Genomic DNA, 24,786 nt, shown 5'->3' on the forward strand with positions numbered 1-24,786 from the left:
TTCCGAGACCCACCTCTTCGCCCCCGGAAGGGCCGAAACCCGGATCTCGCGCCGATCAAGAACCCGCGCGGGCGACTCGCGGGTCGGGAACGGGCGACTCGCGGGGGGTGGGGTCAGGGGGTGGGGGTGGTCAGGAGGTGGCCCCATTTCTGGCGGACGCCGCGCAGGTACTCCGGGCTGCTCTGCGCGACGCGGGGGAAGTCGGCGCGGCGTTCGAACGGGCGGCAGGCGTCGATGATCGCCCGGCTGTTGTAGGCGGGGGCGCCCTCGGGGAGCATCGGGTCGAGCTTGCTGCCCCAGCCGTGGCGCATCGTCTCGATGTCGCGTTCCGGGTCGCTGCGGGTGGACATCGCCCAGATGACCTGTTCCAGGTCGGAGGGGTCGATGTCGTCGTCGACCACGACGACGTACCGGTTCATGTAGGCGGCCGCGGGGCACTGGGCGGCGAGGTGCGCGACCTGCCGGGCGTGTCCCGGGTAGCGCTGCTCCAGCGACACCGCGACGAACAGCCGCCCGCCTCCGGACTCGTGCGCCCACGCGGCGGTGACGCCCGGCACGCCCATCGACACCAGCTCGTCGTGGATCATCGCCGACTTCATGACGGTGCGCATGTACGAGTAGTCGTGCGGCGGGCGGCCGGGGGGCGCTCCGAGCAGGATCGGGTCGTCGCGGTGGTAGAGCCGGGTGATCGACAGGTTCAGGCAGGGGCGGCGCCGTCCCGAGTAGTAGCCGGTCCACTCCCCGAACGGGCCCTCGTCGCGCATGTTGTCCGGCGTGAGCCAGCCCTCGACGGCGATCTCGCTGCCTGCCGGGATCGGCAGGCCGGTGTCGGGGGCGATCACCACCGGGACCCGCTGCCCGAGCACCGCGCCCGCGTACTCCAGCTCGGACACCCCGCCCGGCACCTCGGTGCCGCCGAGCGCCAGCAGCAGCGGGTCGTGCCCGAACGAGACGGTCACCGGGGCCCGGCCCTCCCTGGCGAGCCAGCGCTCGATGTTCTGCGCACCGTGCTTGCCCGGGACGGCGGCGATCGTGGTGCCGCGGCCGTCGTCCTGCACCTCCATCCGGTAGCAGCCGCCGTTGTGCACGCCGGTCTCCGGGTTGCTCGTGACCACGAAGCAGCCGGTGCCGATGAACCGGCCGCCGTCGTGCTCGTGCCAGCGCGGCACGGGGAACTTCAGCAGGTCGACCTGGTCGCCCGGCACCTCGTTCGCGAGCAGCGGCGCAGTGTCGACCGGCTCGACCGGGAAGTCCGGGGCGCTCGCCGCCCAGCGCGACGGCTTGCCGCGCAGCGCGTCCACCAGCGCGGCGTCGTCGAGGTCGTCGCCCAGGCGCAGAGTGCGGCCGAAGCGGTGGGACGACCCGGTGCTCCCGGTCAGCACCCGCATGCCGGCGGGGTAGCCGGTGATCTCGTCGAACAGCACGGCTGGCGGCTGCGGCAGGTGGTAGCTGACCTCGGCGATCCCGCCCAGCTCGAGGTCCCAGTGGGCGCCGCGGACGTGCCGCAGCTCGCCCATCTTCTCCACGGCGTCGATGTGGCTGCGCAGGCTCAGCAGCGGTTCGTCACCGGGCGGGGTGGATGTCGTCATGCCGGGGCGCTCCTCAGGTGTCCAGGTGCTTCTCGACGAGCGGCCAGAGGTCCGGTCGCTCGATCAGGCTGAGGTGCCGCGTGTCGTCCAGCACCTCGAGACGGGCGTCCGGAATGCCGGACGCCAGCACCTGCGCCATCGCAGGCGGCGTCGCATAGTCGTCGCGCCCGACCAGCACCAGGGTCGGGGCCTGGATGTCGCCCAGCCCGGCCTCGGCGTTCAGACCGGCGAACGCGTGGCACGCCGCAGCGTGGGCACGCGAGTCGGTGGCCACGAAGATGTCGGACACCCGGCGCACCTCGTCCGGGTGCGCCTCCACGAAGGACGGCGAGAACCAGCGGTCGACCTGGAAGGCCACCTGCTTCTCCCGCGGTACACCGACGGCCTTCTCGGCGCGGTCGATCCACTGCGCCACCCGGTCCGGGCCGTAGTCGGCGGTGGTGTCGGCCAGCACCAGCCGCGCGACGAGGTCGGGACGGCGCTGGGCGAGGAGGATCGCGGTGCTGCCGCCCATGGACAGGCCCACCACGTCGACCGGCCCGTCGGCCACCACCTCGATGATCGCGGCCACGTCGTCGGCGAGGTCGGCGATGCCGAACGGCCCGCCGTCCCAGTCGGAGCCGCCGTGCCCGCGGGCGTCCGGGGCGAGCACCCGCCGGTTCCCGGCCATCGCCGCGGCCATCGGATCCCACACCCGTCCCGACAGCGCGAGCGCGTGCAGCGCCACGAGGGGACGAGCACCACCCTCCCCGGTGGCGGCGACCTCGAACGTGCCCCGCGCCGTGTCGACCCTCATGCCGACCGCCGCTCGTTCTCGGCCTGCCGACGGCGTGCGGTGGCCTCGATCGCGCTGCAGATCTCCTGGTAGGTGCCGCAGCGGCAGATGTTGCCCTCCAGGTGCGCCGCGATCTCCTCGCGGGTCGGGGCCGGATTCTGCGCCAGCAGTTCGTGGCCCATCAGCACGAAGCCGGGAATGCAGTAGCCGCACTGCATCGCACCCGCCGCGACGAACTCCTCGACGACGTCGTCGTCCTCCGCCAGCCCGTCGGCGGTGGTGAGCGGCACCCCGTCGTAGCGCACCGCGCGGGCCAGGCAGCTGCTCACGCTGTGGTCCTCCGCCAGCACGGTGCACGCCCCGCAGGCCCCGACGCCGCAGCCCTCCCGGACGCTGGTGATGCCGAGGCGGCGCAGCACGTCCAGCAGCAGGTCGTCATCGGCGACCGCGACGCGGTGGCGCGCCCCGTTCACGGTCATCTGTACATCCGTGGTCATGCCCCGGCCTCCTGCTCGGCGAGTGCGGTGAGGATCCGTTCCGGCGTGAGCGGCAGCCGGGGGAAACGGATACCGATGGCGTCGCGCACCGCGTTCGCGATCGCGGGGGCGAGCGGGATGATCGTGGTCTCGCCGACGCCCTTGGCGCCGTAGGGCCCGCTGCGGTGCGGGCTCTCCACGATGATCGGCGTGATCTTGTCGGGAACGTCGAGCACGGAGGGCAGCTGGTAGTCGAGCAGGGTGCCGTTCACGATCTGGCCCTCGTCGAACACCATCTGGTCGAACAGGGCGTGGCCGACGCCCATGATCGCCGCCCCGGTGAGCTGCTGCTCCACCAGCTTCGGGTTGATCGCCCGGCCCACGTCGCCCGCCACCGCGAGGTGCTCGACGTGCACCCGGCCGGTCGCGGTGTCGACGGTGAGCTGCACCGCCACCGCACCGGCGAACCAGTGCTCGGTGACCCGCTCGGACTGGCCGGTCTCGTGGTCGTAGGGCACCCACGAGGTGGTGAAGTTGGCCTCGGTGGTCAGCGTGGTGCCCCGCGCACCGAAGTGCCCGTGGAGCAGCTCGGGGATCGAGACCTTCTGCTGGTTCTCGGCGCTGACCAGGCCGTCCCCGGTCAGCTTGACGTCGGTGACGGCCACCCCGAAGCGCTCGGCGGCCAGGTCGAGCAGCTTGTCGCGCATGGCGTCGGCGGCCCGGCGCACCGCGTTGCCGGTGTGGTAGGTCGACCGGCTCCCCGCGGTGATCGTGTCGTAGGGGGTGACGTCGGTGTCCGCCGCCACCACCCGGACCTGCCCCTCGCCCAGGCACAGCGCCTCGGCGGCGATCTGGGCCATGATCGTGTCACTGCCCTGGCCCATGTCCACCGTGCTGATCAGCAGGGTGGCCGAGGCGTCCTGGTTGAGCTGCAGCACCGCGTTGGCGATCGTCGGGGTGAGCACGGCCTTGACGCCGACCGCGACGCCGCGGCCACGGCGCAGCCTGCCCTCCTCGCGCTGGAGCGGGGTGTCCCAGCCGACGGCCTCGGTCACGGCGTCCAGGCAGCCCGCGAAGTCGGCACTGTGCATCGGGGTGCCGACCGGTGCGACGTCGCCCTCACGCAGCAGGTTGCGCCGCCGGAACTCGGCCGGATCGACGCCGCACTCCCGGGCGAGCTCGTCCACGAGCGACTCGTGCGACCAGGTCACCTGGGGTACGCCGAAGCCGCGGAACGGGCCGGCCGACGGCTTGTTCGTGTAGACGCAGCGCGAGCGGACGTCCACGTTCTCCACACGGTACGGCCCGGTGGCCACCATCCCGGACTTGGCGGTGATGCGCGGGCCCACGTCGGCGTACGCCCCGGTGTCGTAGCGCACGTCGGCGGTGGCCGCGACGATGCGCCCGTCCTTGTCGGCGGTCATGCTGCCGGTCACCGCGGCACCGTGGCGGGTGGTGAGCAGGAACGCCTCCTCTCGGGAGGCCGTGATCCGCACGGCGGTGCGCTGCGTCCAGGCGAGCACGGCGGCCAGCGGCTCGAGGCGGTCGTACATCTTCGCGCCGAAGCTGCCGCCCAGCGGCGCGCTGCGCACCCGGACCGCGTTCAGCGGGATCCCGAGCAGGTCGGCCACCGACTGCCGGACGTAGGACGGGGTCTGCGTCGCGGAGAGGATCTCGAGCCGGTCCCCGTCCCGCCACGCGGCGGTGAACGGCAGCTCGATCGGCACGTGGTGCGTCGGCGGGCACCAGAAGTCCTCGTGCACCGTGCGCCCGCCCTCGGCCGCGGCCGCCTCCGCCACGTCGCCCCGGCGCAGGGTGTACTCGTAGTTGACGTTGGTGTCGCGCTTGCCGCGCAGGTGCTTCAGGTCGCCGAAGACGACCGAGGGGCGCAGGACATCGTGCACGTAGGGACCACCGGCGACGGCGAGATCCACGTCGTGCACCGGCTCCAGCTCGGTGTAGTCGACCTCGATCTCGTCGGCGGCCATCCGCGCCGGGGCGAGGCCCCGGGCGAGCACCGCGGCCACGGGCTCACCGATGTAGCGCACGCGGTCCACCGCGAGGCAGGGCTGGTCGGAGAACGCCGGGCCCGTCATCAGCGCGTTCCCGAAGAGCTTGTAGAGCTGCGCGCCGGTCACCACCGCGACCACGCCGTCCACCGCCATGGCCCGCTCGGTGTCCACCGACCCGATCAGGGCGTGGGGACGGGTGCTGCGGTGCACCACGACGTCGAGGCACGGGCGCAGCGGCTGGTCGGCCGCGTAGAGCAGCTCCCCCCGCACCTTCGCCCGCGCATCGGTGCGCGCCCACCGTTCACCGACTGCGCCACCAGCGGCGACGCGAGTTTCGCCGAGCATCCGAACCCTCCTTTCCTGTGGACCTGCCGGCCGCACCGGTATCGGTGCCGCCCGTCGAACCCCAGGCCGCTCGAATCGCGTCCTCGACCGCGACGAGGCCGAGGCGTCTCTTGAAGTCCGCTCCCCCGCGGATGTCGGGGATGGGATCGATCACCGGACCCGCGGCCTCCTGGCCCAGCCGCACGGCATCGGCCACCCCGGCGTCACTCGGCACGTCGACGCTGACGTACTTCGGCACCTCGGCCAGCGCGCCGAGTCCGAGGCGGAGCTCCCGTTGCCCTTGCACCGGTGACGTCACCAGCGCGGCCGCCGAGGCGCACGGCCAGTCGTTGACCGACTGGCTGCTCAGCTTCGCGAAGCCGGACGACGACCCGGTCTGGGCGGGGATCTCCACCGCGGTCACCAGCTCGCCGGGCGCCACCGCGGTCTCCTGGAAGCCGACGAAGAAGTCGCGCACCGGGACGTGCCGCACGCCCGCACTGCTGCGCAGCTCCACGCGGGCGCCCAGCACCATCAGGGCGGTGGGCGGGTCGAGCCGGTAGTCGCCGTGCGCCAGGTTCCCGCCGACGCTCGCGGTGTTGCGCACCCTCGGGTTGGCCACGTGGCCGTAGACCTGGGCCGCCAGCGGAACCACCCGGCGCACCACCGGGTCGGTCTCCATCCGGCGCAGGCTGACCATGGCGCCCACGCGCAGGCCGGTGTCGGTGCGCTCGATCCCGTCCAGGTCGGGCACCAGGGAGAGGTCGACGAGGTCGGAGGCGAACAGGACGCCCTGCTTGATGAGGATCTGCACCGCGGTGCCGCCGCCGTAGACCATCGCCTGGTCCAGGCTCCCCAGCAGCGCGCAGACCTCGTCGAGAGTCTGGGGGCGGTGCAGCGTGGGCGCGCCGAGAGGCGCCGCCATCTCCGCCGTCATCGCCGGGCCGCCGCGATCCGGCCGGTGAGCAGCGCCACCAGGCGCCGCCACCATGGCATGCGACGGGGTGGCACGACCTGGGGTCCGTCCGCCTGCGCGGGCTGCGCCGGCGACGCGGTCTGCGGTACGGCCTGCGGCGCTTGCTCCGCTCGGCGGCCCGCTCCCCCGGTGGCGAGCAGCTCGCGCACCGCGCTGTTCTCCGGCCCGGGCGGCCCGGCGGCGCACACGCGGGAGAAGTCCGCGGCGAACTGGCGCTCCACCTCCTCGGTGCGCCGGCGCACGATCGACTCGCCGAGCCGGCCGATCTTGCCCCAGAGCGCGACGTCGAGACCGAACTCCACGCACGACCGGTCGGCCGCGCCGTCCTCGCGGACCGACAGGTCCGCCTCGATCTTGATCGTGCTGCCCAGCCTGCGGTCCTCGCCGCGCAGAGTGGCCCGCACCTGCCCAGGACCGGCCAGCTCCGTGATCTCGGCCGTGAAGCCGGCACTGAACCGGACGTGCGCGACCTCGTTCACCAGCCGGCCCCGGTAGTGCGTGTCGTCGACCTTCACCAGCTCCTGGCAGCCCGGGACGCAGGCCTGCATCGAGTCCGGATCCAGGAAGTGCGTGAACACACGCTCCGGGGCAGCGGGCACCCGGAACGAGGAACTCAGCTTCATAGCATGACCACCATACTGGACTAGTTATCTCGTATGCAGGACACTAGGCAGGGCTCGGGGCGGCCGTCAACCCGATCGCCGCCCGGCCGGAACACCTCGGCTACCGTCTGGTCGCGCAGCGTGTACGGAGAGGCAGGGGAGCGTCATGGCGAGCGATGTGCCCGCGGTCATGAACGCCGTGCGACTGCTGGAGCGGATCGCCCGCGACTGGCCCGAACCCGTCCCCTCGGGCGTGCTGATCGAGGATCTCGAGCTCAACCGCAGCACCTGCTACAACATCCTCGGCACCCTGCAGCGGGCCGGCTGGGCCGCCACCCGGGGCGACCGAGCAGGCTGGTGGCTCGGCCCGCGCCTGCTGGCCATGGTCGACACCTCGCAGGACTGGACGCGCGAGGTCGTCCAGCAGGAGCTCGACGACCTCAGCAAGCGGCTGGGCTACCTCACCTTCGCGGTGCGCCGCCACGGCTCGTCCGAGTACGCCGTGCTGGCCAAGGCCGACCGGGCGCAGGGCGTGCGGATCACCGTCGGCCTGGGCGACACCTTCCCGTTCTCCGCGCCCGCGATCATGCGCGCCTTCGTCGCCTGGTCCGACCCCACCGAGGTGGACCGGCTGATCGACAGGAACGGGCTCACCGCCTTCACCCCGGAGACCGTCGTCGACCGCGACGCGCTGCGCGGCGTGCTCGCCGAGACCCGGGAGCGCGGCTACGGCGTCAGCGTCCGCGAGTACGACCTCGGACAGTCCGGCGTCTCCGCCCCCGTGTTCGACGAGCGGGGCCGGGTGAGCATGGTGCTGTGCTCGCTGGCGTTCTCCTCCGAGCTCGACGAGCCGGCGGTCACGAAGGCCGGTGAACTGATCCGCGAGTGCGGCCAGCGCATCACGGAACGAACGGGCGGCACCCTCCCACCCCCCTGACCCCCGGCCCGGCCCCGCCCCCCGCAAAGTTCAGGAAAGCCACTTTCAGGCCCGCAGAGGGCAGGAAAGTGGCTTTCCTGAACTTCGGGGCCACCCCCACACCGGTCACGCGCGGCGCCTTGACGGCACATCGCGCTCTGCCATAGCGTCCGGCAGCGGATCAGATGTCCTACATATAGGACAACTCGTCCAGCGGGCAGGCTCATCGCCGCCGGACGACGGAGGAGGACCTCGGTGCACGACATCGCTGTCGCACGGAATTCCTGGCGCAGCGGCCTCGACCGCTCCCAGTGGCGATCGCTGATCGCGGCGAACCTCGGCTGGTTGTTCGACGGGTTCGAGACCTACGCGCTCATCCTCACCGCCAGCACGGTGCTGCACCGGCTCGCACCCGGGGTGCCGGCCGGCTCGCTGGCGTTCCTCACCGGGGCGACCATCGCGGTGACGCTGCTGGGCTGGGGCATGGGCGGCATCCTCGGCGGCGTCTTCGCCGACTACTTCGGCAGGCGGCGCACGCTGATCACCGCGATCGTGCTCTACGCGGCGTTCACCGGGCTCAGCGCGCTGTCGTGGTCGTGGGAGTCGTTCCTGGTGCTGCGGTTCATCACCGGGTTCGCCCTCGGCTCGGAGTGGGGCACCGGGACGTCGCTGGTGGCCGAGATGTGGCCGAGCAACGCCAGGGCGAAGGCGGCCGGGCTGATGCAGTGCGGCCTCGGGCTCGGCTTCTTCATCGCCTCGGCCTGCTGGTTCTTCATCGCCCCGCTGGGGCCCGACTCCTGGCGCCTGATGTACCTGGTGGGCGTGCTGCCCGCGCTGTTCGCGCTCTGGCTGCGCCGGTCGGTGCCGGAGTCGGAGCAGTGGACCAAGGCCCATCGCCACCGGGCGGAACTGCGCGAGCGGGGCCCGCAACAGCTGACCGACAGCGAGCAGGCCTACACCCGGCTGACCCTGCGCCAGATCTTCCACGACCCGAAGCTGCGGCGGCTGACGATCCTCGGCTCGATCATGTCGCTGGTGACCACGCTGGGCTGGTGGGGTATCTCCACCTGGGTGCCGCTCTACGTCTCCGACGTGGCGGTGAAGGCCGGGCACAGCGCGTCCAGCTGGGCCAGCCTCGCCGGCATGATCTACAACATCGGCGCGATCGCCGGGTACGTGTCGTTCGGCTTCCTCGCCGACCGCTACGGCCGCAAGCCGACGGTCCTGCTGTACTTCGCGGCGTCGCTGGTGCTCACCCCGGTGCTGTTCCTCTGGACCCACGACCTGCGGCTGATCGTCGTCGTCCTCGTCGTCAACGGGTTCTTCACCCTGGGCCAGTACACCTGGATGCCCGTCTGGCTCCCGGAGTTCTACCCCACCCACCTGCGCGCGACGGGCTCGGCGTTCGTCTTCAACGCCGCCCGGTTCGTCGCGTTCCTGGGACCGCTGCTCTCCGGCGCGATCATCTCGAAGCTCGGCGGCTACGGCATCGCCGCCACGGTGGTCGGCCTGATCTACATCGTCGGGCTGGTCACCGCCCCGTTCTGCCCCGAGACCCGGGGACGCCCGCTGCCGGAGTGAGCACTCCCCGGCCCAGCCGCACGCCCACCACATCCGCGCAGAGGAAGTCGATGTCGACAGTCAGCAGGTCTGCGACCCCCGCCGAGGCACGGACCCGCTCGGTCCGCCAGGGCGCCGGACGCGTTCTCGTGTTCGCGTTCCTGGGCACCTTGTTCGACGGCGCCGAGCTGAACCTCGTGGGCTACCCGATGGCCTACATCGCCGGCAGCCTCCACGTCAGCACCATCCAGATCGTGCAGGTCACGACACTGCAGGGGTTCGCGTCCATCCTCGGCGGCCTCGTGTGCGGCTGGCTGGGCGACCGGTTCGGCAGGCGCTGGACCTACACCGGCTCGGTGCTGATCTTCGGCGTGGCGGCGGTGCTCGGCGGCCTCGCCCCCACCTACGGGCTCTTCCTGGTCACCCGGCTGATCGCCGGCGTGGGCATGGGCGGGTTGTTCGGGCTGGCCTACTCGATGTTCACGGAGAGCTGGAAGACCAGCAGGCGCGGCGCCATGGGCGGCTCCATCCAGTCCATGTACTTCGCCGGTCAGATCGTCACCGAGGGCATCGTCTACTTCTGCACGGTCCGTTTCGGCGAGGCCGAGGGCTGGCGCGGCGGCTACATCGTCATCGGTGTCATCACGCTGGTGATCGGGCTGCTGGCCGCCGTGACCCTGCCCGAGTCCGAGCAGTGGCGCCACTACCGCAGCGAGCTCGCGGCCGGGCGCGTGCCCGAGCGGATGCGCCCGGCCAAGGTCCCGCTGAGCGACCTGTTCCGTCGCGAGCACGCCCGCGGCACCGTGCTGTTCATCGTGCTGGCCAGCGCGATGTTCATCAGCACCAACTCGCTCATCTCCTACCTCACCACGTTCCTGGTGCAGGTGGAGAAGGTGCCGCTCGGCACGGCCAGCCTGATCGTGCTGTTCGGACTGGTGATCACGGCCATCACCTACCCGCTCACCGGGGCGCTGTCGGACGCCATCAGCCGCCGGTCCGCGTTCTTCGTGTCCGCGCTCGTCGGTGTGGTCGGCTTCGGCTGGCTGCTGCTGCTGGTGGCCACCGGCTCGGCGCACGTGACCGTCCACTTCTGGACCGACCAGACCTTCTGGGCCGTCATGCTGTGCGCGGCGGGCAGCGGCGGCTTCGGCGTGCTCGGGGTGTGGATGGCCGAGTTCTTCCCCACCCGCATCCGGTCGGCCGGCTCCAACACCAGCTACTACGCGGGACGGGGCGTCGGGGCGGGCCTGTTCCCGCTGGCGGCGCTCAGCATCGGTGGCTCCGTCCCGGTGGCCCTCGCGCTCGGCGTGGTCGGGCCGGTCCTCGGCGCGCTCTTCGCGCTGGCCGTGCCCGACCGCACCGGACGCACCATCGTCGCCGTCGAGTAGGAGACCGACCGCGAGCCGCGACATGGACACCTGTCGCTGTCCGCACGGCCGGAGAACAACCACATGTGTCCATGTGGCGACGGGGCGGCGCCCGCATCAGCGGCCGGGCGGGAGGAACCCCTCGTCGGTCATCGGGAACAGGTAGCGGTCGGCGACCAGGGTGAGCACCCGGCGCGCCAGGCGCGGGGTCCCGACGACCGCGCGCGGAACGCCTGCGCCCACCCGCTCGTACGCACGGCTCGCCAGTTCCTCCAGCAGCTCGCCGACGTCGCCCTCGGCGGAGCTGAGCTGCAGGCCGGTTGCCCGTTGCAGCCGTGCGACCTCGACCAGGCCGAGCGACCTCTCCGCATACTCGGGGAAGACGCCGGCGAGGAACAGTGCGCCGTCGCCGATGCGCCGCCAGACACCCGGTTGCTGACCCGCCGGCACCGCATCGAGCAGGGCGGCCAGGCGTGGCAGGTCGAGCTCGTCCCAGCGTTGCCGGCGCCAGCCCTGCTCCCCGCGCCGCCACACGACCCCGGACGCCACCCGCGCGTAGGACGCCAGGAGCTCGGCGAGGAACAGCCGATGGCGCGGCTCGGTGGCGAACGCCGCGAGGACGGGCCCGTCGAAGACGGGCACCCGCGAGCGGGGTCCGGCGCGATCCGTGACGTGGACGCTGCCGACGATCGAGTTGCCCACCCGGTGCACGGCGGCGGCGAACACCAGGAACGGCGACACGTAGCTGAACCGTCCCTCCTTCTCGCCCTGTGCGGCGAGGACCGCGTCGGCCACGCCGGGCCGGTCGAGCAGGTCGAGAACGAGGGCGGGTGCCCGCCGCAGCGCCGGGACCTGGTCGGCGCGGCCCCGGGCGAGGGTGAGCAGATCACGATCGGTGAGATGCTCGCCGTATCGCCGCGCGATCGTTTCGCGTTCGTCCACGACACGATTCTCGGCCGCGAACGACGTTGAGCGCGATGCCCGAACGGTGGGGGACGGCCGCCTACGCTGCCCGTGTGCCCGACCCTTCCTCCGACGTGGACTACTGGTCGTTCGTCAACGTCGCGGTGGAGCGCACCGTGCGCGCCCTGCCCACGGTGGACGCGCAGGCGATGCGGCTGGTCCTGAGCCTCTATCGCGCGTCGAACGCGATGGTCTACGACCTCGAGTCGGCGGTGCACCGTCCCCACGGCTGGTCATGGGCGGGGTTCCGGGTGCTGTTCGTGCTGTGGGTGGCCGGCCCGCTGGAGTCCAAGCGCGCCGCCCAGCTGGCGGGAATGAGCCGGGCGGCGGTGTCGGCGCTGGTCAACACCCTCGAACGCGACGGCCTGGTGGTGCGCCGCAAGGCGGGACACGACCGGCGGGCGGTGGAGCTGTCGCTCACCGCCACCGGCGAGGAGGTGTTCGTCGCCGCCTTCACCGCACACAACGACCGGGAGCAGACGTGGGCCTCGGCCCTGTCCGACGAGGAGGCCACCCAGCTCACCTCGCTGCTGGAGAAGCTGATGGCGAGCCCGGCCGCGGCCGCGGCGAACCGCCGCCGCTGACGCCCACCCCGCCCCGCCCCGCCCCGCGAGTCGCCCGTTTCCACCCCGCGAGTCGCCCGTTTCCGCCCCGCGAGTCGCCCCTCCTGACGCCCGGGTCGAGTTCCCTCCGGTGATCTCCTGGAAAATCGCGAGTGTGAACGACATCCTGTTCAGCCTGGGCCTCGTCCTGCTGTTCGTGCTGATCGGCGGGTTCTTCTCGGCGTCGGAGATGGCGCTGGTCACGCTGCGCGACTCCCAGGTCCGTCGCATGGCGGAGCAGGACCGGCGCGGTGCGCGGGTCGCGCACCTGCGCGAGGACTCCAACCGGTTCCTGTCCGCCGTGCAGATCGGCGTGACGCTCGCCGGGTTCTTCTCCGCGGCGTACGGCGGCTCGACGCTGTCCGAGCCGCTCGGGGCCGTGCTGAGTGGCTGGGGGCTGCATCCGGCTCTCGCGGGCTCGATCGCGTTCATCGTCGTCACCATCGCGATCTCCTACCTCTCACTCGTCCTCGGCGAGCTGGCCCCGAAGCGCCTGGCGCTGCAGCGGCCGGAGGCCATCGCCCGCGGCGTCGCCCCCGTCCTCGACCGCGTGGCCAGGCTGAGCCGGCCGCTGATCTGGGTCCTCGGCGTCTCCACCGACGCCGTCGTCCGCCTGCTCGGCCTCGATCCGAAGGCGAGCGACGACGACGTGAGCGCCGAGGAGCTGCGCGACATGGTCAGCACGCACCGCAGCCTGGGCCAGGAGGAGCGACGCGTCCTCGGTGATGTCTTCGCCGCGGCCGACCGCTCGGTCGGGACCGTGATGGTGCCCCGCACGGAGGTCGACTTCCTCGAGGCCGACTCGACCGTGGCCGACGCGGCAGGCGTCGTGCTGCGCGGCACCCACTCCCGCTATCCCGTCATCGGCGCGGACGCGGACGAGGTGGTGGGCGTCGTCCACGTCCGCGACCTGCTCACGGTGCTGCACACCGAGCCCGGGGCGGAGCACCGGACGCTGCGCAGGCTCGCGCGCCCCGTGCCCCTGCTCCCGAACGGGAAGCGGCTGTTCCAGGCGCTCCCGGAGCTTCGCGCCCAGCGCGCGCACCTGGCCGTCGTCGTGGACGAGTACGGCGGCACGGCCGGGATCGTCACGCTGGAGGACATCCTCGAGCAGCTGGTGGGCGAGATCGAGGACGAGTACGACCCGCAGCGCAGCCCCGGCGCGGACGAGTCGGAGCTCGACGGGCTGCTGCACCGCGAGGAGGTGGCCGACCAGGCCGGCGTCCAGCTGCCGGACGGCCCCTACGAGACGCTCGGCGGGTTCGTGCAGACGCGGCTGGGCCGGGTGCCACAGGCGGGCGACGCGGTGCGTCTCGGGCCCCACCGGTTCACGGTGACCGAGATGGACGGGAGGCGGGTGGCCGGGTCCGCGTGGACGAGGTCGCGCCGCAGCCGAGCCCGCCCGCCTGACCGTTCGGGCGATCACACCGCCGCTGACCTGCAGCGATCAACATCGTGACGGAATCGGACGAACTGGGCGATTCCGCAGGCGGGTGCGGCGGGTAGAGAACATCATGACGCTTTTCGGCTTCCATGCTTCACACGAGCAGATACATCCGAGTGTCCTGTTGGCCGCGGTGCGCCGCGCCGAGGAAGCCGGGTTCGACGCCGCGATGTCGTCGGACCACATCTCTCCGTGGAGCGCCCGCCAAGGACAGTCCGCGTTCGCCTGGTCCTGGCTCGGAGCCGCGCTGCAGGCCACCTCACTGCCGTTCGGCGTGGTCAACGCGCCGGGGCAGCGCTACCACCCGGCGATCATCGCGCAGGCCATCGGCACGCTCGGCGCGATGTACCCGGGCCGGTTCTGGGCTGCGCTGGGCACCGGCGAGGCGAGCAACGAGCACATCACCGGGGACGACTGGCCCCGCAAGGACGTGCGCAACGCCCGCCTGCGCGAGTGCGTCGACGTGATCCGCGCGCTGCTGAACGGCGAGGAGGTGAGCCACGACGGGCTCGTCACCGTCGACCGGGCGCGTATCTGGACCCTGCCCGAGGAGCCGCCGCCCCTGGTCGGGGCCGCGGTGAGCGTCGCCACCGCACGCTGGTGCGCGGAGTGGGCCGACGGCCTGATCACGATCAACCAGCCGGTCGAGACGCTGCGCGAGATCGTCGGCGCCTACCGGGACGCGGGCGGGCGCGGCCGGCTGCACCTGCAGGTCCACCTCTCGTGGGACCCCGACGAACGGACGGCCGAGGCGGTCGCCATGGACCAGTGGCGCAGCAACGTCTTCCCGCCGCCGGCCTGCTGGGACATCGACTCGGCCGAGGTGTTCGACGCCGTCTCCGAGCACGTCCCGCTGGAGCTGGTGCGCAAGTCGGTGCACATCTCCAGTGACCTCGGCCGGCACACCGCGCAGCTCGCGGAGTACGCGGCGCTGGGCTTCGACGAGATCGCGCTGCACCACGTCGGCCAGGAGCAGGACGCGTTCCTGGACGCGTTCGGCGCCAAGGTCCTCCCCCAGCTCCGGGAGGCCGTGTGAAACTCACGCGCACCTCGGACCTGTGGTGGAAGAACGCCGTCATCTACTGCCTCGACATCGAGACCTACGCCGACGGCAACGGTGACGGCTGCGGTGACATCCGCGGCCTGATCCAGAAGATCGACCACCTCGACCGTCTCGGCGTCACCTGCCTGTGGCTCATGCCGTTCTTCCCCACGCCCGACCGTGACGACGGCTACGACATCACCGACTTCTACGGGGTCGACGAGCGCCTCGGCTCCCTCGGCGACATGGTGGAGCTGATCCGCACCGCCCGCGACCGCGGCATGCGGGTGATCGCCGACCTCGTCGTCAACCACACCTCGGCTCAGCACCCCTGGTTCCAGAGCGCCCGCAGCAGCCCCGACTCGCCCTACCGCGACTGGTACGTCTGGCAGGACAAGCCGCCGGCCGACGGCCCGCAGGGCGTCGTGTTCCCGGACCAGGAGACGAGCCTGTGGGAGTACGACCGGAAGGCGAAGCAGTACTACCTGCACCGGTTCTACAAGCACCAGCCCGACCTCGACGTGGCCAACCCCGAGGTCCGTGACGAGATCGCGCGGATCATGGGCTTCTGGATGGAGCTCGGGCTCTCCGGTTTCCGCGTCGACGCCGTCCCGTTCCTGCTGGAGACCGACGGCCTGGCCGACGCGGACGCGCTCCCGGACCCGCACGACTACCTCGCCGACCTCAGCGCGTTCCTGCGCAGGCGCAACGGGGAGGCCGTGCTGCTCGGCGAGGTCAACCTGCCGTACCCGGACACGATGCCGTTCTTCGGGGCGAACGACGGCGGCGGCTTCACCGACGAGCTGACGATGTGCTTCGACTTCATCGGCATGCAGCAGATGTACCTCGCGCTGGCGCGGGCCGACGCCGAGCCGCTCGCCGAGGCGCTGCGGCACCGGCCCGACCCGCCCGAGGACGGCCACTGGGCCACGTTCGTGCGCAACCACGACGAGCTGACGCTCGACAAGCTCACCGACGCCCAGCGCAAGGAGGTCTTCGACGCCTTCGGGCCCGACGAGGACATGCAGCTCTACGGCCGCGGCCTGCGCCGGCGCCTCCCGCCGATGCTCGGCGGAGACCAGCGCCGGATCCGGATGGTCTACAGCCTGCTGTTCTCCCTGCCGGGCACGCCGGTGCTCTACTACGGCGAGGAAATCGGCATGGGCGAGGACCTGAGCCTGCCCGGCCGGTTCGCGGTGCGCTCGGACATGGACTGGGCGGCGGTGCAGGAACAGCAGCCCGACCCCGACTCGCTGCTGTCCTGGATGCGGCTGCTCGTCGACAGCTACCGGGCGTGCCCGGAGCTGGCGTGGGGCGCCTGCACGGTGCTCGACCCCGGTTCGGACGCCCGGCCGGTGTTCGCGCACAGCTGCGGCACCGACGGCACCACGGTGGTGGCGCTGCACAACTTCGCCGACGCCGAGATCGACGCCGCCCCGGTGGTGCCGGCGCTCGCCGGAATGGAGCTGGTCGACGTCCTCGATCCCCGCCGGGGCCCGGTCAAGGTCGGGGACGACGGCACGATCGCGGTGACGTTGCCGCCCTACGGGTGCCGGTGGCTGCGCTGCGCGGAACAGTGACACAGTGTCGGCCGTGAGTCGCGCCGGCAGTGTCGCTGTCGTCACCGGAGCAGCCCGCGGGCTGGGTCGGGAGATCGCTCGTGGCCTCCTGGCCCGCGGGCACCGGGTGGTCATCACCGACCTGGACGCCGCCGCCGTCTCCGCCACCGCGGCGGAGCTGGCGGCCTCCGGTGCGGAGGTCACCGGCATCGTCGCCGATGCGCGCGACGCGGCCGAGCACCGCCGCGTCGCGGCCGCGGCCGCGCAGCTGGGCCCGGTGACGGTGTGGGTGAACAACGCCGGTGTGCTGCGCTCCGGACGGGCGTGGGAGCAGCCGGAGGAGCACCAGGCGCTGATGGTGGACGTCAACGTCATGGGCGTCGTCCACGGCTCCCGGGCCGCCGTGGAGCTGATGCGGGAGCGGGGCGGGCACGTGCTCAACATCGCGTCGATGTCGGCGCACGGGCCGGTGCCCGGGCTCGCCGTGTACGCGGCGACGAAGGCGGCGGTCCTGAGCTTCAGCACGAGCCTGCAGGGCGATCTCGACCTCGCGCGCGTACCCGTCCGGGTCCATGCGCTGTGCCCCGACGCCGCCGACACCGCCCTCGTGCGGGACGAGCAGGCGAGCCCGGACGTCGCGCTCCTGTTCTCGCAGCGGAGCCTGCTCACCCCCGCTGCGGTCGCGGATGCGGCCGTCGCGCTGCTCGACGGGCGGCGCGTGGTGCGTTCCCTGCCCACCCACCGGGCGGGGCTCATGCGGTTCGGCTCGCTGGTCCCCCGGGTGGCCCTGCCCGTGCTGTCGTTGCTGCGGGCCCAGGGCGACCGGCGCCGGACGAGCACGTGACCGTGAACGGATCGGGCCGCCGCCGGCGTCACGACCACGACGCCGGCGGCGACCCGGAACTGCTGGCGGCCAAGGCCGCCCTGCGCGACGAGGTGTGGACCGCCCTCACCGAGGCCCGGGTGGCGCGCTTCCCCGGCGCACGCAACCGCATCTCGAACTTCACCGGGGCGGAGGCCGCGGCGGAACGGCTCCGCGCCACCGACGTCTGGCGGGCCGCACGGACCGTCAAGTCGAACCCCGACTCGGCGCAGCTCCCGGTGCGCCAGCGGGCACTGCAGGACGGCAAGACCGTCTACATGGCCGTGCCGCGGCTGGCGGAGCAAGAGCCGTTCTTCCTGCTCGACCCCGACCACCTCGAGGATCCGCCGCGCAAGGCGGCCTCGATCGCCGGCGCCACCCGCTCGGCCCGCCGCGTCGCGGTGGCCCAGCTGTCGCCGGTGGACCTGGTGGTCAGCGGCTGCGTCGCCGTCGGGGAGGACGGGGCGCGGCTCGGTAAGGGCGGCGGCTTCGCCGACCTGGAGTTCGCCCTCGCCACCGCCGCCGGCTTGATCGGCCCCGACACACTCGTCGTCACCACCGTGCACGAGCTGCAGGTGCGCCCCGCCGGCGTGATCCCGACAGCGGCGCACGACGCACCGGTCGACCTCGTGGTGACCCCGGAACGCGTGCTGGACTGCCGCGCCAGCCGCGGCGCCCGCCCCGCCGACGGGATCCGGTGGGCCGAGGCCGGGTCAGCGGCAACCTGCGGCGTCTTGGAGATGCCGCCCAAACCCGTCATCAGTGATGATCTCTCATTCTTCTCCTCGCCGCCCTGATCGCCGCAGGACTCACGTTCGGCTGCCTCTTCTACCGCTGGCAGAGCGCAGGCCCGACCCGTGCTCGTCACGACAACAACCGTCCAGGTACCACTAAGAGCACTCGTAGTGCTCCTACCTGGGCGAGGACCCGGAGCTAACCTCGGGACTGTGCAGATCCAGGAGCTCTCCGGCGAGGAGCTGGAACACGTCGCCCGTGAGCGCTTCATACCCGCGATCGCCCGGACACGCCCCGACCATCGCGGGCGGGTGGCATCCCAGGACCTGGGCCAGACCGTCACGCTCTCTCGGTCGCACTGGGGCGGGCCCCTGCGGACGCTCCGGTCGGAACGGATGGCAGCGAGCGCGGCGGCCGACAACTTGATGCTCTTCTGCGTACATCTGGCCGGGCGGGGCAGAATCCACCAGCACGACCGCTTCGCCGAGCTGACGGTCGGTGCGGGAGTTCTGGCCGAGGCGCGTAGCCGCTACGAGCGGGTCTCGGCGACCAATACTCGGCGCATGAGCTTGCGTTTCTCCCGCGAGCTGCTTCCGCTTCGCACCGCCGAGATCACCGAGGCCTGTGCACGCAGCATTGACCCGGCGGCGCCGGCCATGCAGATGCTCTCCGGCTACCTCGGGCGGCTGTTCGAGGTAGCCGACGGCCTCACCGCCCAGCAGCGGCAGGACGCCGGACGCTCCGCGGTCGATCTGATCGCGATGGCGCTGCGGCACGTCACACCTTCGGTGCCGGGCGCGGACGGCTCCGCGAGCGTGTTGCTCGAGATGATGCGGACGCACGTCCGTGAACACGTGGCCGACCCGGAGCTGCGGGTCGAGGAGCTGGCGCGGCGGCACCACGTGTCGGTCCGCCATGCGTACACCCTGTTCGAACGGATCGGGACCACACCGGGCGCCTACCTTCGCGAGCAGCGCCTGCTCGCGGCACAGGCGATGCTGTCCGACCCGAGGTACGACCGTCTCGCGATATCGAGCATCGCGGCTGCCGTCGGGTTCCGCGACCTCACTACATTCGAACGGGCGTTCCGGCGGTTGTACGGGACGACGCCGGCCGGTTGGCGGCGTGAACACCGTCGCTCCGGACTGCTCCCGTGACCCTGCTGCAGGAAACGCATGGTGCAAAGCAGAAATCGCTAGGACGTTGAGGGCACTGGGCTGGTCGACTGTCTGCACAGCCAACGAGGGAGTCAGGCAGACGCGAACCCGGGCTGGGGGGTCCGACACCGACCGCGTCGATGCTTGATTCCTGGCCCGCGAGGGGTGGGGCCGGGACGTGCACGCGTCCCGGCCCCGGCTCGTCACGGTGGTGGCGCCCGGTACAAGATGCGAGTACCCCGAGCTACCGCACTCAGCGCTGCGACGCCACCTCACCCTTGAGGATGTGACCTGAACCGGTCATAGGTGATGATCCAGACGTGCTTCTCCTCGCTGCTCTGGTCGCCGCGGGCCTCACATCCGGTCGTCTCTTCTACCGCTGGCAGACCCGCAAGGACGGCGTGAAGGAGCGCTACTGGCGCAACGCCGGCGCCTGGGAGATCGCAGGACTCGGGATCATCGCCGCCATCCTCGTCATGGGGATGGGAAGAGGCTGAGCATGTCCCACGAGATCACCTGGACCGGCAACGACTACGAACGCCCGCACCCGCCTCACCCGCTCCGACGGCCGACCCATGACCCAAGCCGACCTTGCCCGCAAGGTCGGAGCCGCTACCCGCTCCGTCACCTCGTGGGAAGCAGGCGACGCAACACCCCACCCCAATTACAACGCCAAGCTCAACGAGCTGTTCGCAGACCAAATCCCCCACGAAGAGATGGTCGCCGGACCGCGCCTCAAGGAAGCCACCGTCCCGGAGCTCCTCGCAGAACTGCAGCTCCGCTTCGCGCACCTCGCCCGCGTCACACGACAGGCCCAGCCGAAGGGATCCGCCCAGTGATCGAGCACGAAGCGCAGGAGTGGGTTGACCACCTCGACCGCCTCGCCGTCGAAGCGACCAGTCAGACGCTTCAGGAGATGGGGTTCGTGCAGGCACCGATAGCACACCTGCTGCTCGACGAGGTCGATCCCCCGTACCTGGGCTATGTGACGTGCCGGCAGTTCCACCGGGGCGAGGACGCCGCTCGAGCAGTCGCAGGCCTTGGGGCGTTCGGGTCGATGTTCGGTGCGTCGCGCCTGATCGTGTCTTGGGAGTACCGCGATCTCGCTGTCGCGCTTGAGCAGCCCGACGCTCACGCTGCACCGTCGGGGGTGGTCGTGCTCGACGCCACCCGTACTGGGCACTCGGTTCGGTGGCATCCGATGCGGATGCACCCCGGCCCGGTCGTCGGTGGATTGCAGACCGTTCAAGCGGAGTGGGGTGAGACCCGCCAGCACGATCGCGGGGCGCTACCAGAGCCGGTGAATGCGCTGCTCGGGTTCTGGCGCTCACCGACGACCTGGGCTGATGGGGACATCGTCGAGTCCTACGAGACCCTGGTATCCGGCGGGTACTCGATGCACTGGGTAGATCGTGATCCTGCGATGCCACAGCCGAAGTGGATGCGGCTGCTGCGCAGCAAGCGCCGCTAGACCCCGCACACGACGAAGGCTGCGGAGAGCCCGCCGCAGGTCAGCGCTCTGTGACCGGCATACCGTCCCCAAGTGCTCCGCCCGCTCGTGCAGCCGATGGTCGCCCGACCAGCACCGGCCCTGCCCACAGCAGGGCCATGGGCGTTCGAGCCCAAGTTCGACGGGTTCCGGGCGATCGCGACCGCGGACCAGCGGCGGGTGCGACTCCACTCCCGCCAGCACCGCCCTCTCACCCGCTACTTCCCCGAGATCGTCAACGCCATCGCCGACCAGTTCGCCGGCCACGTCGTCCTCGACGGCGAACTCGTCGTCTGTCGGGGCGGTGGCCTGGACTTCATGGCGCTACAGCACCGCCGCACGGCGCGCCCCCGCGGAAGCGCCCGCGACGTTCGTCGTGTTCGACGTGCTCGCCGCAGGGGGAACCGACCTACGCGGCCACCCGTACCGGATCCGCCGCGCCCTGCTCCTACAACTGCTCGAGGGCGCCGGCCCATCTCTCGCGGTCGTCCCGATGACCACCGACGGGGAGGCTGCCCGCGCATGGCTTACAGGGCACCTCGACGCCGGCATCGAGGGCGTCGTCGCGAAGCGCCTCGACCACGGCTACCTCCCGGCCCGGCGCGCCTGGCGGAAGGTCAAACCAGCGCGGAGGCGGTCGTAGGCGGCGTGCTGGGCCCGGTGAACTCCCCGGTGGCGCTGGTCCTCGGCCGCCGTGACGACGCCGGTCGACTGCGGGTGGCCGGGCGCACCGGGCTGCTCCCACGCGATACCAGGGCCGTCCTCGGGGCCCTGCTCCGCGCCGCGGACCAACAGCACCCCTGGCCGCCGGTGCTGCCCCCGGCGAGGCATGTCGGGGTCCTTCCGTCGGGGGTCGCGTATCGGCCCCTCATCCGCCGGGCCCGGGTGCTGCCGAGTGCCGGCCGAGCGAGGTCGATCAGCGGCGCCGGACGACCTTGCGGTCGATGACCACGAACACGCCGCACACCGCGATCAGCACCGCGATGGACGCGTTCTGGCTGAGGTCCAGGCCCACGATCACGGCGATCGCGGCCACGAACGTCGAGATGCCCAGGGCCAGACCGGCGGCGGGGCGCTCGTTCTGCAGGCTGGCCATCACCGGCCGACCTGTGCAGTGCCGAACTCGACGGCGGGACGGACAACGCCGCCCACCTGGTCCGCCTTACGGGCCTCCGGCACCTGCACCTCATGGCGGTGCGCACCAACCGCGGCCCGGCGAGCACGGGCAGCGAACTCGGCCAGCACCAACGAGAGCCACTCGGCGTCGTCAGCGGTGAGGTGCAGGTCCGCCTTGAGCAGCGAGCCGTCGGGCCGGAGCGACATGGTGTTCTCCACCGTGAGGTGGACGCCGTTGTGGCGGCTGACGAGCCGGCCGGTGCGGTCGTGCTCGTCGTCGCGCGTCTGCGTCACGGTGACGATCGCGTCGTCCACCGAGGCCTCCAGCACCTCCGGGGCGGAAGCGTGCCGGACGTCAGACGGGACACTCGCGTCGCACGACAGCGGGCTGCACCAGGACGGGTGAGCCACAGCGGCAGGGAGGTGGGAGAGAATGCTCATTGGGTCGCAGCTCCGATGCGATCAAGGCCCGGGTAGCCGGTGTTCCAGCACCGGTCCGGGCCGCCTCGCGAACTCACTCCGCAGGAGTGCGCAATGATGGTTCGCGCTCACCGAGGAGAAGATCGCCGCGATCCCGCTGCTCCGGGCCCTGTCACACGATCAGCTCCGATAGGGCGGTCGGGGCGGGGGGCGGCCCGTCCGTCATCCGGCGTGTGCGTAGGCGGGCAGGGCCAATGCCGAGTTGGCGGTGCGGCCGTCGTCGCCCGGGAGCCCGGCGGGATCACGCAGCGCCTGGTTCCGCAGCGCCAGCTCCTCGGCGGTGCGGGGAGCGACGAAGGCGCCGCCCGCGGCGGCGAGCCCCTGGTTCATCCGGACGAACTCCCGCATCCGGTGCTCGTACGCCGCGAACGCGGCCGCGTGGTCGGCAGTGCTCGCGAGCTCACCCGCGAGCACGTACGCGCCGACCAGTGCCACGCTCGACCCCTGCCCGGACAGGAACGACGGGGCGTACGCGGCGTCACCGACGAGGGCGACCCGCCCGCGCGACCAGGCGGACATGCGGATCTGGCTGACGACGTCGAAGAAGAGGTCGTCGGCCGTGCGCATGGCGGCCACCATGCGCGGAACCTCCCAGCCTGCGCCGTCGAACACGGACGCGACGAGGTCACGCTGGGCTTCGGGAGTCCGGAAGGCGTCGAAGGGCGGCTCGGGCCGGGCGAAGTTGAGGAAGGCGTGCAGCACGCCGTCCTCCCGCGGCGCGTACAGGACCGCGCCCCTGCCCGGGGTGTTCCACGTGACGCCCTCGTGCGCCAACCCGAGGTCGTTGGGCATCGTGAACCCGGCGAAGCACCGGCCGAGGTAGTGATGGAACTGCTCCTCCGGCCCGAACACCAGGCTCCTGGTGTTCGAGTGCAGGCCGTCGGCCCCCACGACCAGGTCGAACCTGCACCGGTCGCCGTTGCGGAACGTCACGTCCACGCCGGCCCCGTCGTCGTGCAGGGCGAGGATCGAGTCGTCGAAGCGGAACCCGACGTCGTCGCCGACGGCGCCGTACAGGGCGTCGGCCAGGTCGCCGCGGGGCACCTCGACGTCGCGGCCCTCCGTCCCGCCCGTGATGGCCTCGGGCCGCAGCGAGCCCAGCGGGCTGCCGTCGGCGTCGAGGTAGGTGATGCGGCGGACGTCGACGTGGGCGGCGCGGACCTGCGGAAGCAGTCCCATGCGGTCGACGACCTCGATCGCGGTGCCGCGGATGTCGATCGGGTAACCGCCGCCGCGCAGGGCAGCCGCCCGCTCCACGACCGTGACCTCGAAGCCGAACCGGTGCAGCCAGTACGCCAGCGCAGGTCCGGCAATGCTCGCGCCGGAGACCAGGACCGTCCCCTTCGTTGATGCGCTCATCGATCTCTCCTTTTGATGTGTACCTTAGGTATCCTTTGCGGCGGCAAGCACGACTCTTCTCGACACCGCCATCACCGGACTATATACCTAACTTAGCTATCTAGAAGGATCGCGATGGACGTCCCGCACACCGACGGTCCCCTGTCGGCCCTGCTCCCCCGCCTCACCCAGCTCAGCAACGTGCTGAACCGTGGCCGGGTGTACGAGCGGGCACTGGAGAGCGCCGGGATCACGCTGGAGAGGCCGGCGATGTCGGTGCTCGCCGTGCTGCACACGGCCGACCGTCCACTGCGGATCGGCGAGATCGCCGACCGGCAGCAGGTCGTCGGCCCCCACGTGACCCGCCAGGTGAACGGCCTCGAGCGACGCGGCCTGGTCCAGCGCGTCACCGACCCCCTCGACCAGCGAGCCCGGCTGATCGCCCTGACCCCGGACGGGACCGCGGTCATCGAGCGCTACCTGCACACCGTGCTCGGATGGTTCACCGACGCCCTGGCCGACTGGCCGGAACAAGACCGCCAGGATCTTGGGCGCCTGCTCGGCCGACTGGTCGACGACCTCTCCACCCAACTGTCCGCCCTGGACGACTGAGAGCACGACCACCGCAACACGGAGCCGTACTGCTGTTGGAGCGGCCATGCGACAGCACTACGGCTCCGAAGCGCGCTCCGCCTGCCGGACTGTTGTGGTCACTCCTCTGCCGGCAGATGCCAGGGGAGCCGACCCCCGGTCATCCGGTGCGGAACCGGGTCGGGGTGCTTCGCGAGCGCGATGGCCAGACGCGCCTCCGGGGCCGTCTCCGCCCACCCGTGATGGGTCTTCCCGTCATCCTGGACGAGCGTCCACCGCCACGCCTGCCGCCGCGGGTCCCACGACACCGACTCCCGGCCCTGCTCCCGCTCGATCATCCGCCGCGCCTCCCCCTGATCCGCCGCCTCGCCGATCACCCGACGACCGTCCGGCAGATCCGCCATCCCCAACGCCACGCGGATCAGTATCCCGCAAACTCCGCCAGAAACGCCACAAGCGTCGAATCCGCCAGTCGTGACAGCTCCGCCAGCAGGCCACAACCGCGCCCGGCCTCGACATACGGTCGGGCGGTGTCCGAGGAACGACTGGTGCCGTCAACGGAGCTGGCGCGCGCCCTCGGGTTGTCCGCCCGGACGATCCAGCGGTACCGGCAGCTCGGGGTCCTGGTGCCGGATGTGGTCTCGCCGGGCGGTCACGCACGGTGGGACGTCGAGCGGGTGAGACAGCAGCTCCGCGAGATGGCGCGGCGAGACGATGACTAGGCCGCCACGCCTACCGACCACCATGCAATCCTGAGCGCGTAACCGCTGGCCGCTTCCCCCGGCCGTCAATCACCATCGATGGAGGGGTA

The 24,786-nt window shown here is 71.7% G+C and carries 27 protein-coding genes and 1 pseudogene; 17 read left to right on the forward strand and 11 right to left on the reverse strand.

Translation table 11 applies throughout. From position 1 onward, the window contains the following. Nucleotides 1-113 precede the first annotated feature (113 nt). The 6 genes from ACQPZA_RS20485 to ACQPZA_RS20510 are packed head-to-tail and all read right to left on the reverse strand — an operon-like array spanning nucleotide 114 to nucleotide 6,775. Nucleotides 114-1,589 (reverse strand): UbiD family decarboxylase, encoded by a 1,476-nt coding sequence (locus tag ACQPZA_RS20485; protein ID WP_433272791.1) that lies wholly within the window; start codon nucleotides 1,587-1,589, stop codon nucleotides 114-116. A gap of 13 nt (nucleotides 1,590-1,602) precedes the next feature. Then, nucleotides 1,603-2,385 carry an alpha/beta fold hydrolase gene (locus ACQPZA_RS20490; RefSeq protein WP_433272793.1) on the reverse strand — a complete coding sequence of 261 codons (783 nt, stop codon included), beginning with the start codon at nucleotides 2,383-2,385 and terminating at the stop codon, nucleotides 1,603-1,605. Continuing rightward, nucleotides 2,382-2,861 carry a (2Fe-2S)-binding protein gene (locus tag ACQPZA_RS20495; RefSeq protein WP_169400453.1) on the reverse strand — a complete coding sequence of 160 codons (480 nt, stop codon included), beginning with the start codon at nucleotides 2,859-2,861 and terminating at the stop codon, nucleotides 2,382-2,384. Before ACQPZA_RS20495 ends, ACQPZA_RS20490 begins: the two co-directional genes overlap by 4 nt. After that, a complete protein-coding gene (locus ACQPZA_RS20500) occupies nucleotides 2,858-5,197 on the reverse strand; it encodes a xanthine dehydrogenase family protein molybdopterin-binding subunit (RefSeq protein WP_433272795.1) in 2,340 nt (779 codons plus the stop codon). The genes ACQPZA_RS20495 and ACQPZA_RS20500 overlap by 4 nt, the downstream gene beginning before the upstream one ends. Beyond that, nucleotides 5,154-6,101 carry an FAD binding domain-containing protein gene (locus ACQPZA_RS20505; protein ID WP_433272797.1) on the reverse strand — a complete coding sequence of 316 codons (948 nt, stop codon included), beginning with the start codon at nucleotides 6,099-6,101 and terminating at the stop codon, nucleotides 5,154-5,156. Before ACQPZA_RS20505 ends, ACQPZA_RS20500 begins: the two co-directional genes overlap by 44 nt. 8 nt (nucleotides 6,102-6,109) lie before the next feature. Beyond that, a complete protein-coding gene (locus tag ACQPZA_RS20510) occupies nucleotides 6,110-6,775 on the reverse strand; it encodes an SRPBCC domain-containing protein (protein WP_433272799.1) in 666 nt (221 codons plus the stop codon). Nucleotides 6,776-6,920: 145 nt separating this feature from the next. Here ACQPZA_RS20510 and ACQPZA_RS20515 point away from each other — a divergent pair, with 145 nt between their 5' ends. The 3 genes from ACQPZA_RS20515 (at nucleotide 6,921) to ACQPZA_RS20525 (ending at nucleotide 10,618) form a co-directional block, all read left to right on the forward strand. Beyond that, complete coding sequence (locus tag ACQPZA_RS20515) at nucleotides 6,921-7,691, forward strand: IclR family transcriptional regulator (RefSeq protein WP_433272801.1); 771 nt, start codon at nucleotides 6,921-6,923, stop codon at nucleotides 7,689-7,691. 234 nt (nucleotides 7,692-7,925) lie between these two features. Next, the gene (locus ACQPZA_RS20520; protein WP_433272803.1) at nucleotides 7,926-9,251 is read left to right on the forward strand and encodes an MFS transporter; all 1,326 of its coding nucleotides are present in this window, start codon (nucleotides 7,926-7,928) and stop codon (nucleotides 9,249-9,251) included. A 50-nt stretch (nucleotides 9,252-9,301) separates the two neighbouring features. After that, nucleotides 9,302-10,618: an MFS transporter gene (locus ACQPZA_RS20525; protein WP_433272806.1), complete on the forward strand. Its 1,317-nt coding sequence runs from the start codon at nucleotides 9,302-9,304 to the stop codon at nucleotides 10,616-10,618. Between the two features lie 96 nt (nucleotides 10,619-10,714). On the opposite strand, the gene ACQPZA_RS20530 is transcribed toward ACQPZA_RS20525, so the two are convergent. Next, nucleotides 10,715-11,539, reverse strand: a complete 825-nt coding sequence (locus ACQPZA_RS20530) for a hypothetical protein (protein WP_433272809.1) — start codon at nucleotides 11,537-11,539, stop codon at nucleotides 10,715-10,717. A 74-nt stretch (nucleotides 11,540-11,613) separates the two neighbouring features. On the opposite strand from ACQPZA_RS20530, the gene ACQPZA_RS20535 reads away from it, so the two are divergent. From ACQPZA_RS20535 to ACQPZA_RS20590, 12 genes and pseudogenes are all read left to right on the forward strand, one after another. Then, entirely contained in the window at nucleotides 11,614-12,144 is a 531-nt protein-coding gene (locus ACQPZA_RS20535; protein ID WP_433272811.1) for a MarR family winged helix-turn-helix transcriptional regulator, read from the forward strand. A gap of 133 nt (nucleotides 12,145-12,277) precedes the next feature. Then, nucleotides 12,278-13,621: a hemolysin family protein gene (locus ACQPZA_RS20540; protein ID WP_433272813.1), complete on the forward strand. Its 1,344-nt coding sequence runs from the start codon at nucleotides 12,278-12,280 to the stop codon at nucleotides 13,619-13,621. Between the two features lie 55 nt (nucleotides 13,622-13,676). Continuing rightward, nucleotides 13,677-14,642, forward strand: a complete 966-nt coding sequence (locus ACQPZA_RS20545; RefSeq protein WP_169400181.1) for a TIGR03885 family FMN-dependent LLM class oxidoreductase — start codon at nucleotides 13,677-13,679, stop codon at nucleotides 14,640-14,642. Next, nucleotides 14,639-16,228 (forward strand): alpha-amylase family protein, encoded by a 1,590-nt coding sequence (locus tag ACQPZA_RS20550; protein WP_433272815.1) that lies wholly within the window; start codon nucleotides 14,639-14,641, stop codon nucleotides 16,226-16,228. Before ACQPZA_RS20545 ends, ACQPZA_RS20550 begins: the two co-directional genes overlap by 4 nt. 13 nt (nucleotides 16,229-16,241) lie before the next feature. Further along, nucleotides 16,242-17,051: an SDR family NAD(P)-dependent oxidoreductase gene (locus tag ACQPZA_RS20555; RefSeq protein WP_433272817.1), complete on the forward strand. Its 810-nt coding sequence runs from the start codon at nucleotides 16,242-16,244 to the stop codon at nucleotides 17,049-17,051. Then, a complete protein-coding gene (locus ACQPZA_RS20560) occupies nucleotides 17,048-17,866 on the forward strand; it encodes a 5-formyltetrahydrofolate cyclo-ligase (protein ID WP_433272819.1) in 819 nt (272 codons plus the stop codon). Before ACQPZA_RS20555 ends, ACQPZA_RS20560 begins: the two co-directional genes overlap by 4 nt. A gap of 150 nt (nucleotides 17,867-18,016) precedes the next feature. Beyond that, nucleotides 18,017-18,961, forward strand: a complete 945-nt coding sequence (locus ACQPZA_RS20565; protein ID WP_433272821.1) for a helix-turn-helix domain-containing protein — start codon at nucleotides 18,017-18,019, stop codon at nucleotides 18,959-18,961. Nucleotides 18,962-19,281: 320 nt separating this feature from the next. Next, a complete protein-coding gene (locus ACQPZA_RS20570; RefSeq protein ID WP_433272823.1) occupies nucleotides 19,282-19,458 on the forward strand; it encodes a hypothetical protein in 177 nt (58 codons plus the stop codon). Between the two features lie 78 nt (nucleotides 19,459-19,536). Then, nucleotides 19,537-19,800, forward strand: a complete 264-nt coding sequence (locus ACQPZA_RS20575) for a hypothetical protein (RefSeq protein ID WP_433272825.1) — start codon at nucleotides 19,537-19,539, stop codon at nucleotides 19,798-19,800. Further along, on the forward strand, nucleotides 19,797-20,432 hold the full coding sequence (locus ACQPZA_RS20580) for a hypothetical protein (RefSeq protein WP_433272827.1): 636 nt from the start codon (nucleotides 19,797-19,799) through the stop codon (nucleotides 20,430-20,432). Before ACQPZA_RS20575 ends, ACQPZA_RS20580 begins: the two co-directional genes overlap by 4 nt. 96 nt (nucleotides 20,433-20,528) lie before the next feature. Beyond that, nucleotides 20,529-20,729, forward strand: a pseudogene (locus ACQPZA_RS20585) (ATP-dependent DNA ligase); the annotation flags it as partial. 25 nt (nucleotides 20,730-20,754) lie between these two features. Beyond that, the gene (locus ACQPZA_RS20590; protein WP_433272829.1) at nucleotides 20,755-21,093 is read left to right on the forward strand and encodes a hypothetical protein; all 339 of its coding nucleotides are present in this window, start codon (nucleotides 20,755-20,757) and stop codon (nucleotides 21,091-21,093) included. A gap of 273 nt (nucleotides 21,094-21,366) precedes the next feature. Here the strand turns inward: ACQPZA_RS20590 and ACQPZA_RS20595 are convergent, their stop codons facing one another. The 3 genes from ACQPZA_RS20595 to ACQPZA_RS20605 all read right to left on the reverse strand — a co-directional run bounded on the left by ACQPZA_RS20595 (nucleotide 21,367) and on the right by ACQPZA_RS20605 (nucleotide 23,405). After that, entirely contained in the window at nucleotides 21,367-21,546 is a 180-nt protein-coding gene (locus ACQPZA_RS20595) for a hypothetical protein (protein WP_433272831.1), read from the reverse strand. Beyond that, on the reverse strand, nucleotides 21,546-21,881 hold the full coding sequence (locus ACQPZA_RS20600; protein WP_433272833.1) for a hypothetical protein: 336 nt from the start codon (nucleotides 21,879-21,881) through the stop codon (nucleotides 21,546-21,548). The genes ACQPZA_RS20595 and ACQPZA_RS20600 overlap by 1 nt, the downstream gene beginning before the upstream one ends. A 327-nt stretch (nucleotides 21,882-22,208) precedes the next feature. Then, the gene (locus ACQPZA_RS20605; RefSeq protein ID WP_433272835.1) at nucleotides 22,209-23,405 is read right to left on the reverse strand and encodes an FAD-dependent monooxygenase; all 1,197 of its coding nucleotides are present in this window, start codon (nucleotides 23,403-23,405) and stop codon (nucleotides 22,209-22,211) included. Between the two features lie 114 nt (nucleotides 23,406-23,519). Here ACQPZA_RS20605 and ACQPZA_RS20610 point away from each other — a divergent pair, with 114 nt between their 5' ends. After that, a complete protein-coding gene (locus ACQPZA_RS20610; protein WP_433272838.1) occupies nucleotides 23,520-23,996 on the forward strand; it encodes a MarR family winged helix-turn-helix transcriptional regulator in 477 nt (158 codons plus the stop codon). Between the two features lie 98 nt (nucleotides 23,997-24,094). Here ACQPZA_RS20610 and ACQPZA_RS20615 read toward each other — a convergent pair whose 3' ends face one another. Then, complete coding sequence (locus tag ACQPZA_RS20615) at nucleotides 24,095-24,391, reverse strand: hypothetical protein (protein ID WP_433272840.1); 297 nt, start codon at nucleotides 24,389-24,391, stop codon at nucleotides 24,095-24,097. A 114-nt stretch (nucleotides 24,392-24,505) separates the two neighbouring features. On the opposite strand from ACQPZA_RS20615, the gene ACQPZA_RS20620 reads away from it, so the two are divergent. After that, a complete protein-coding gene (locus tag ACQPZA_RS20620) occupies nucleotides 24,506-24,697 on the forward strand; it encodes a MerR family DNA-binding transcriptional regulator (RefSeq protein ID WP_433272843.1) in 192 nt (63 codons plus the stop codon). The last annotated feature ends 89 nt before the right edge of the window (nucleotides 24,698-24,786 follow it).

This window comes from Pseudonocardia xinjiangensis (assembly GCF_050948425.1).
Taxonomy (GTDB): Bacteria; Actinomycetota; Actinomycetes; order Mycobacteriales; family Pseudonocardiaceae; genus Pseudonocardia; species Pseudonocardia xinjiangensis.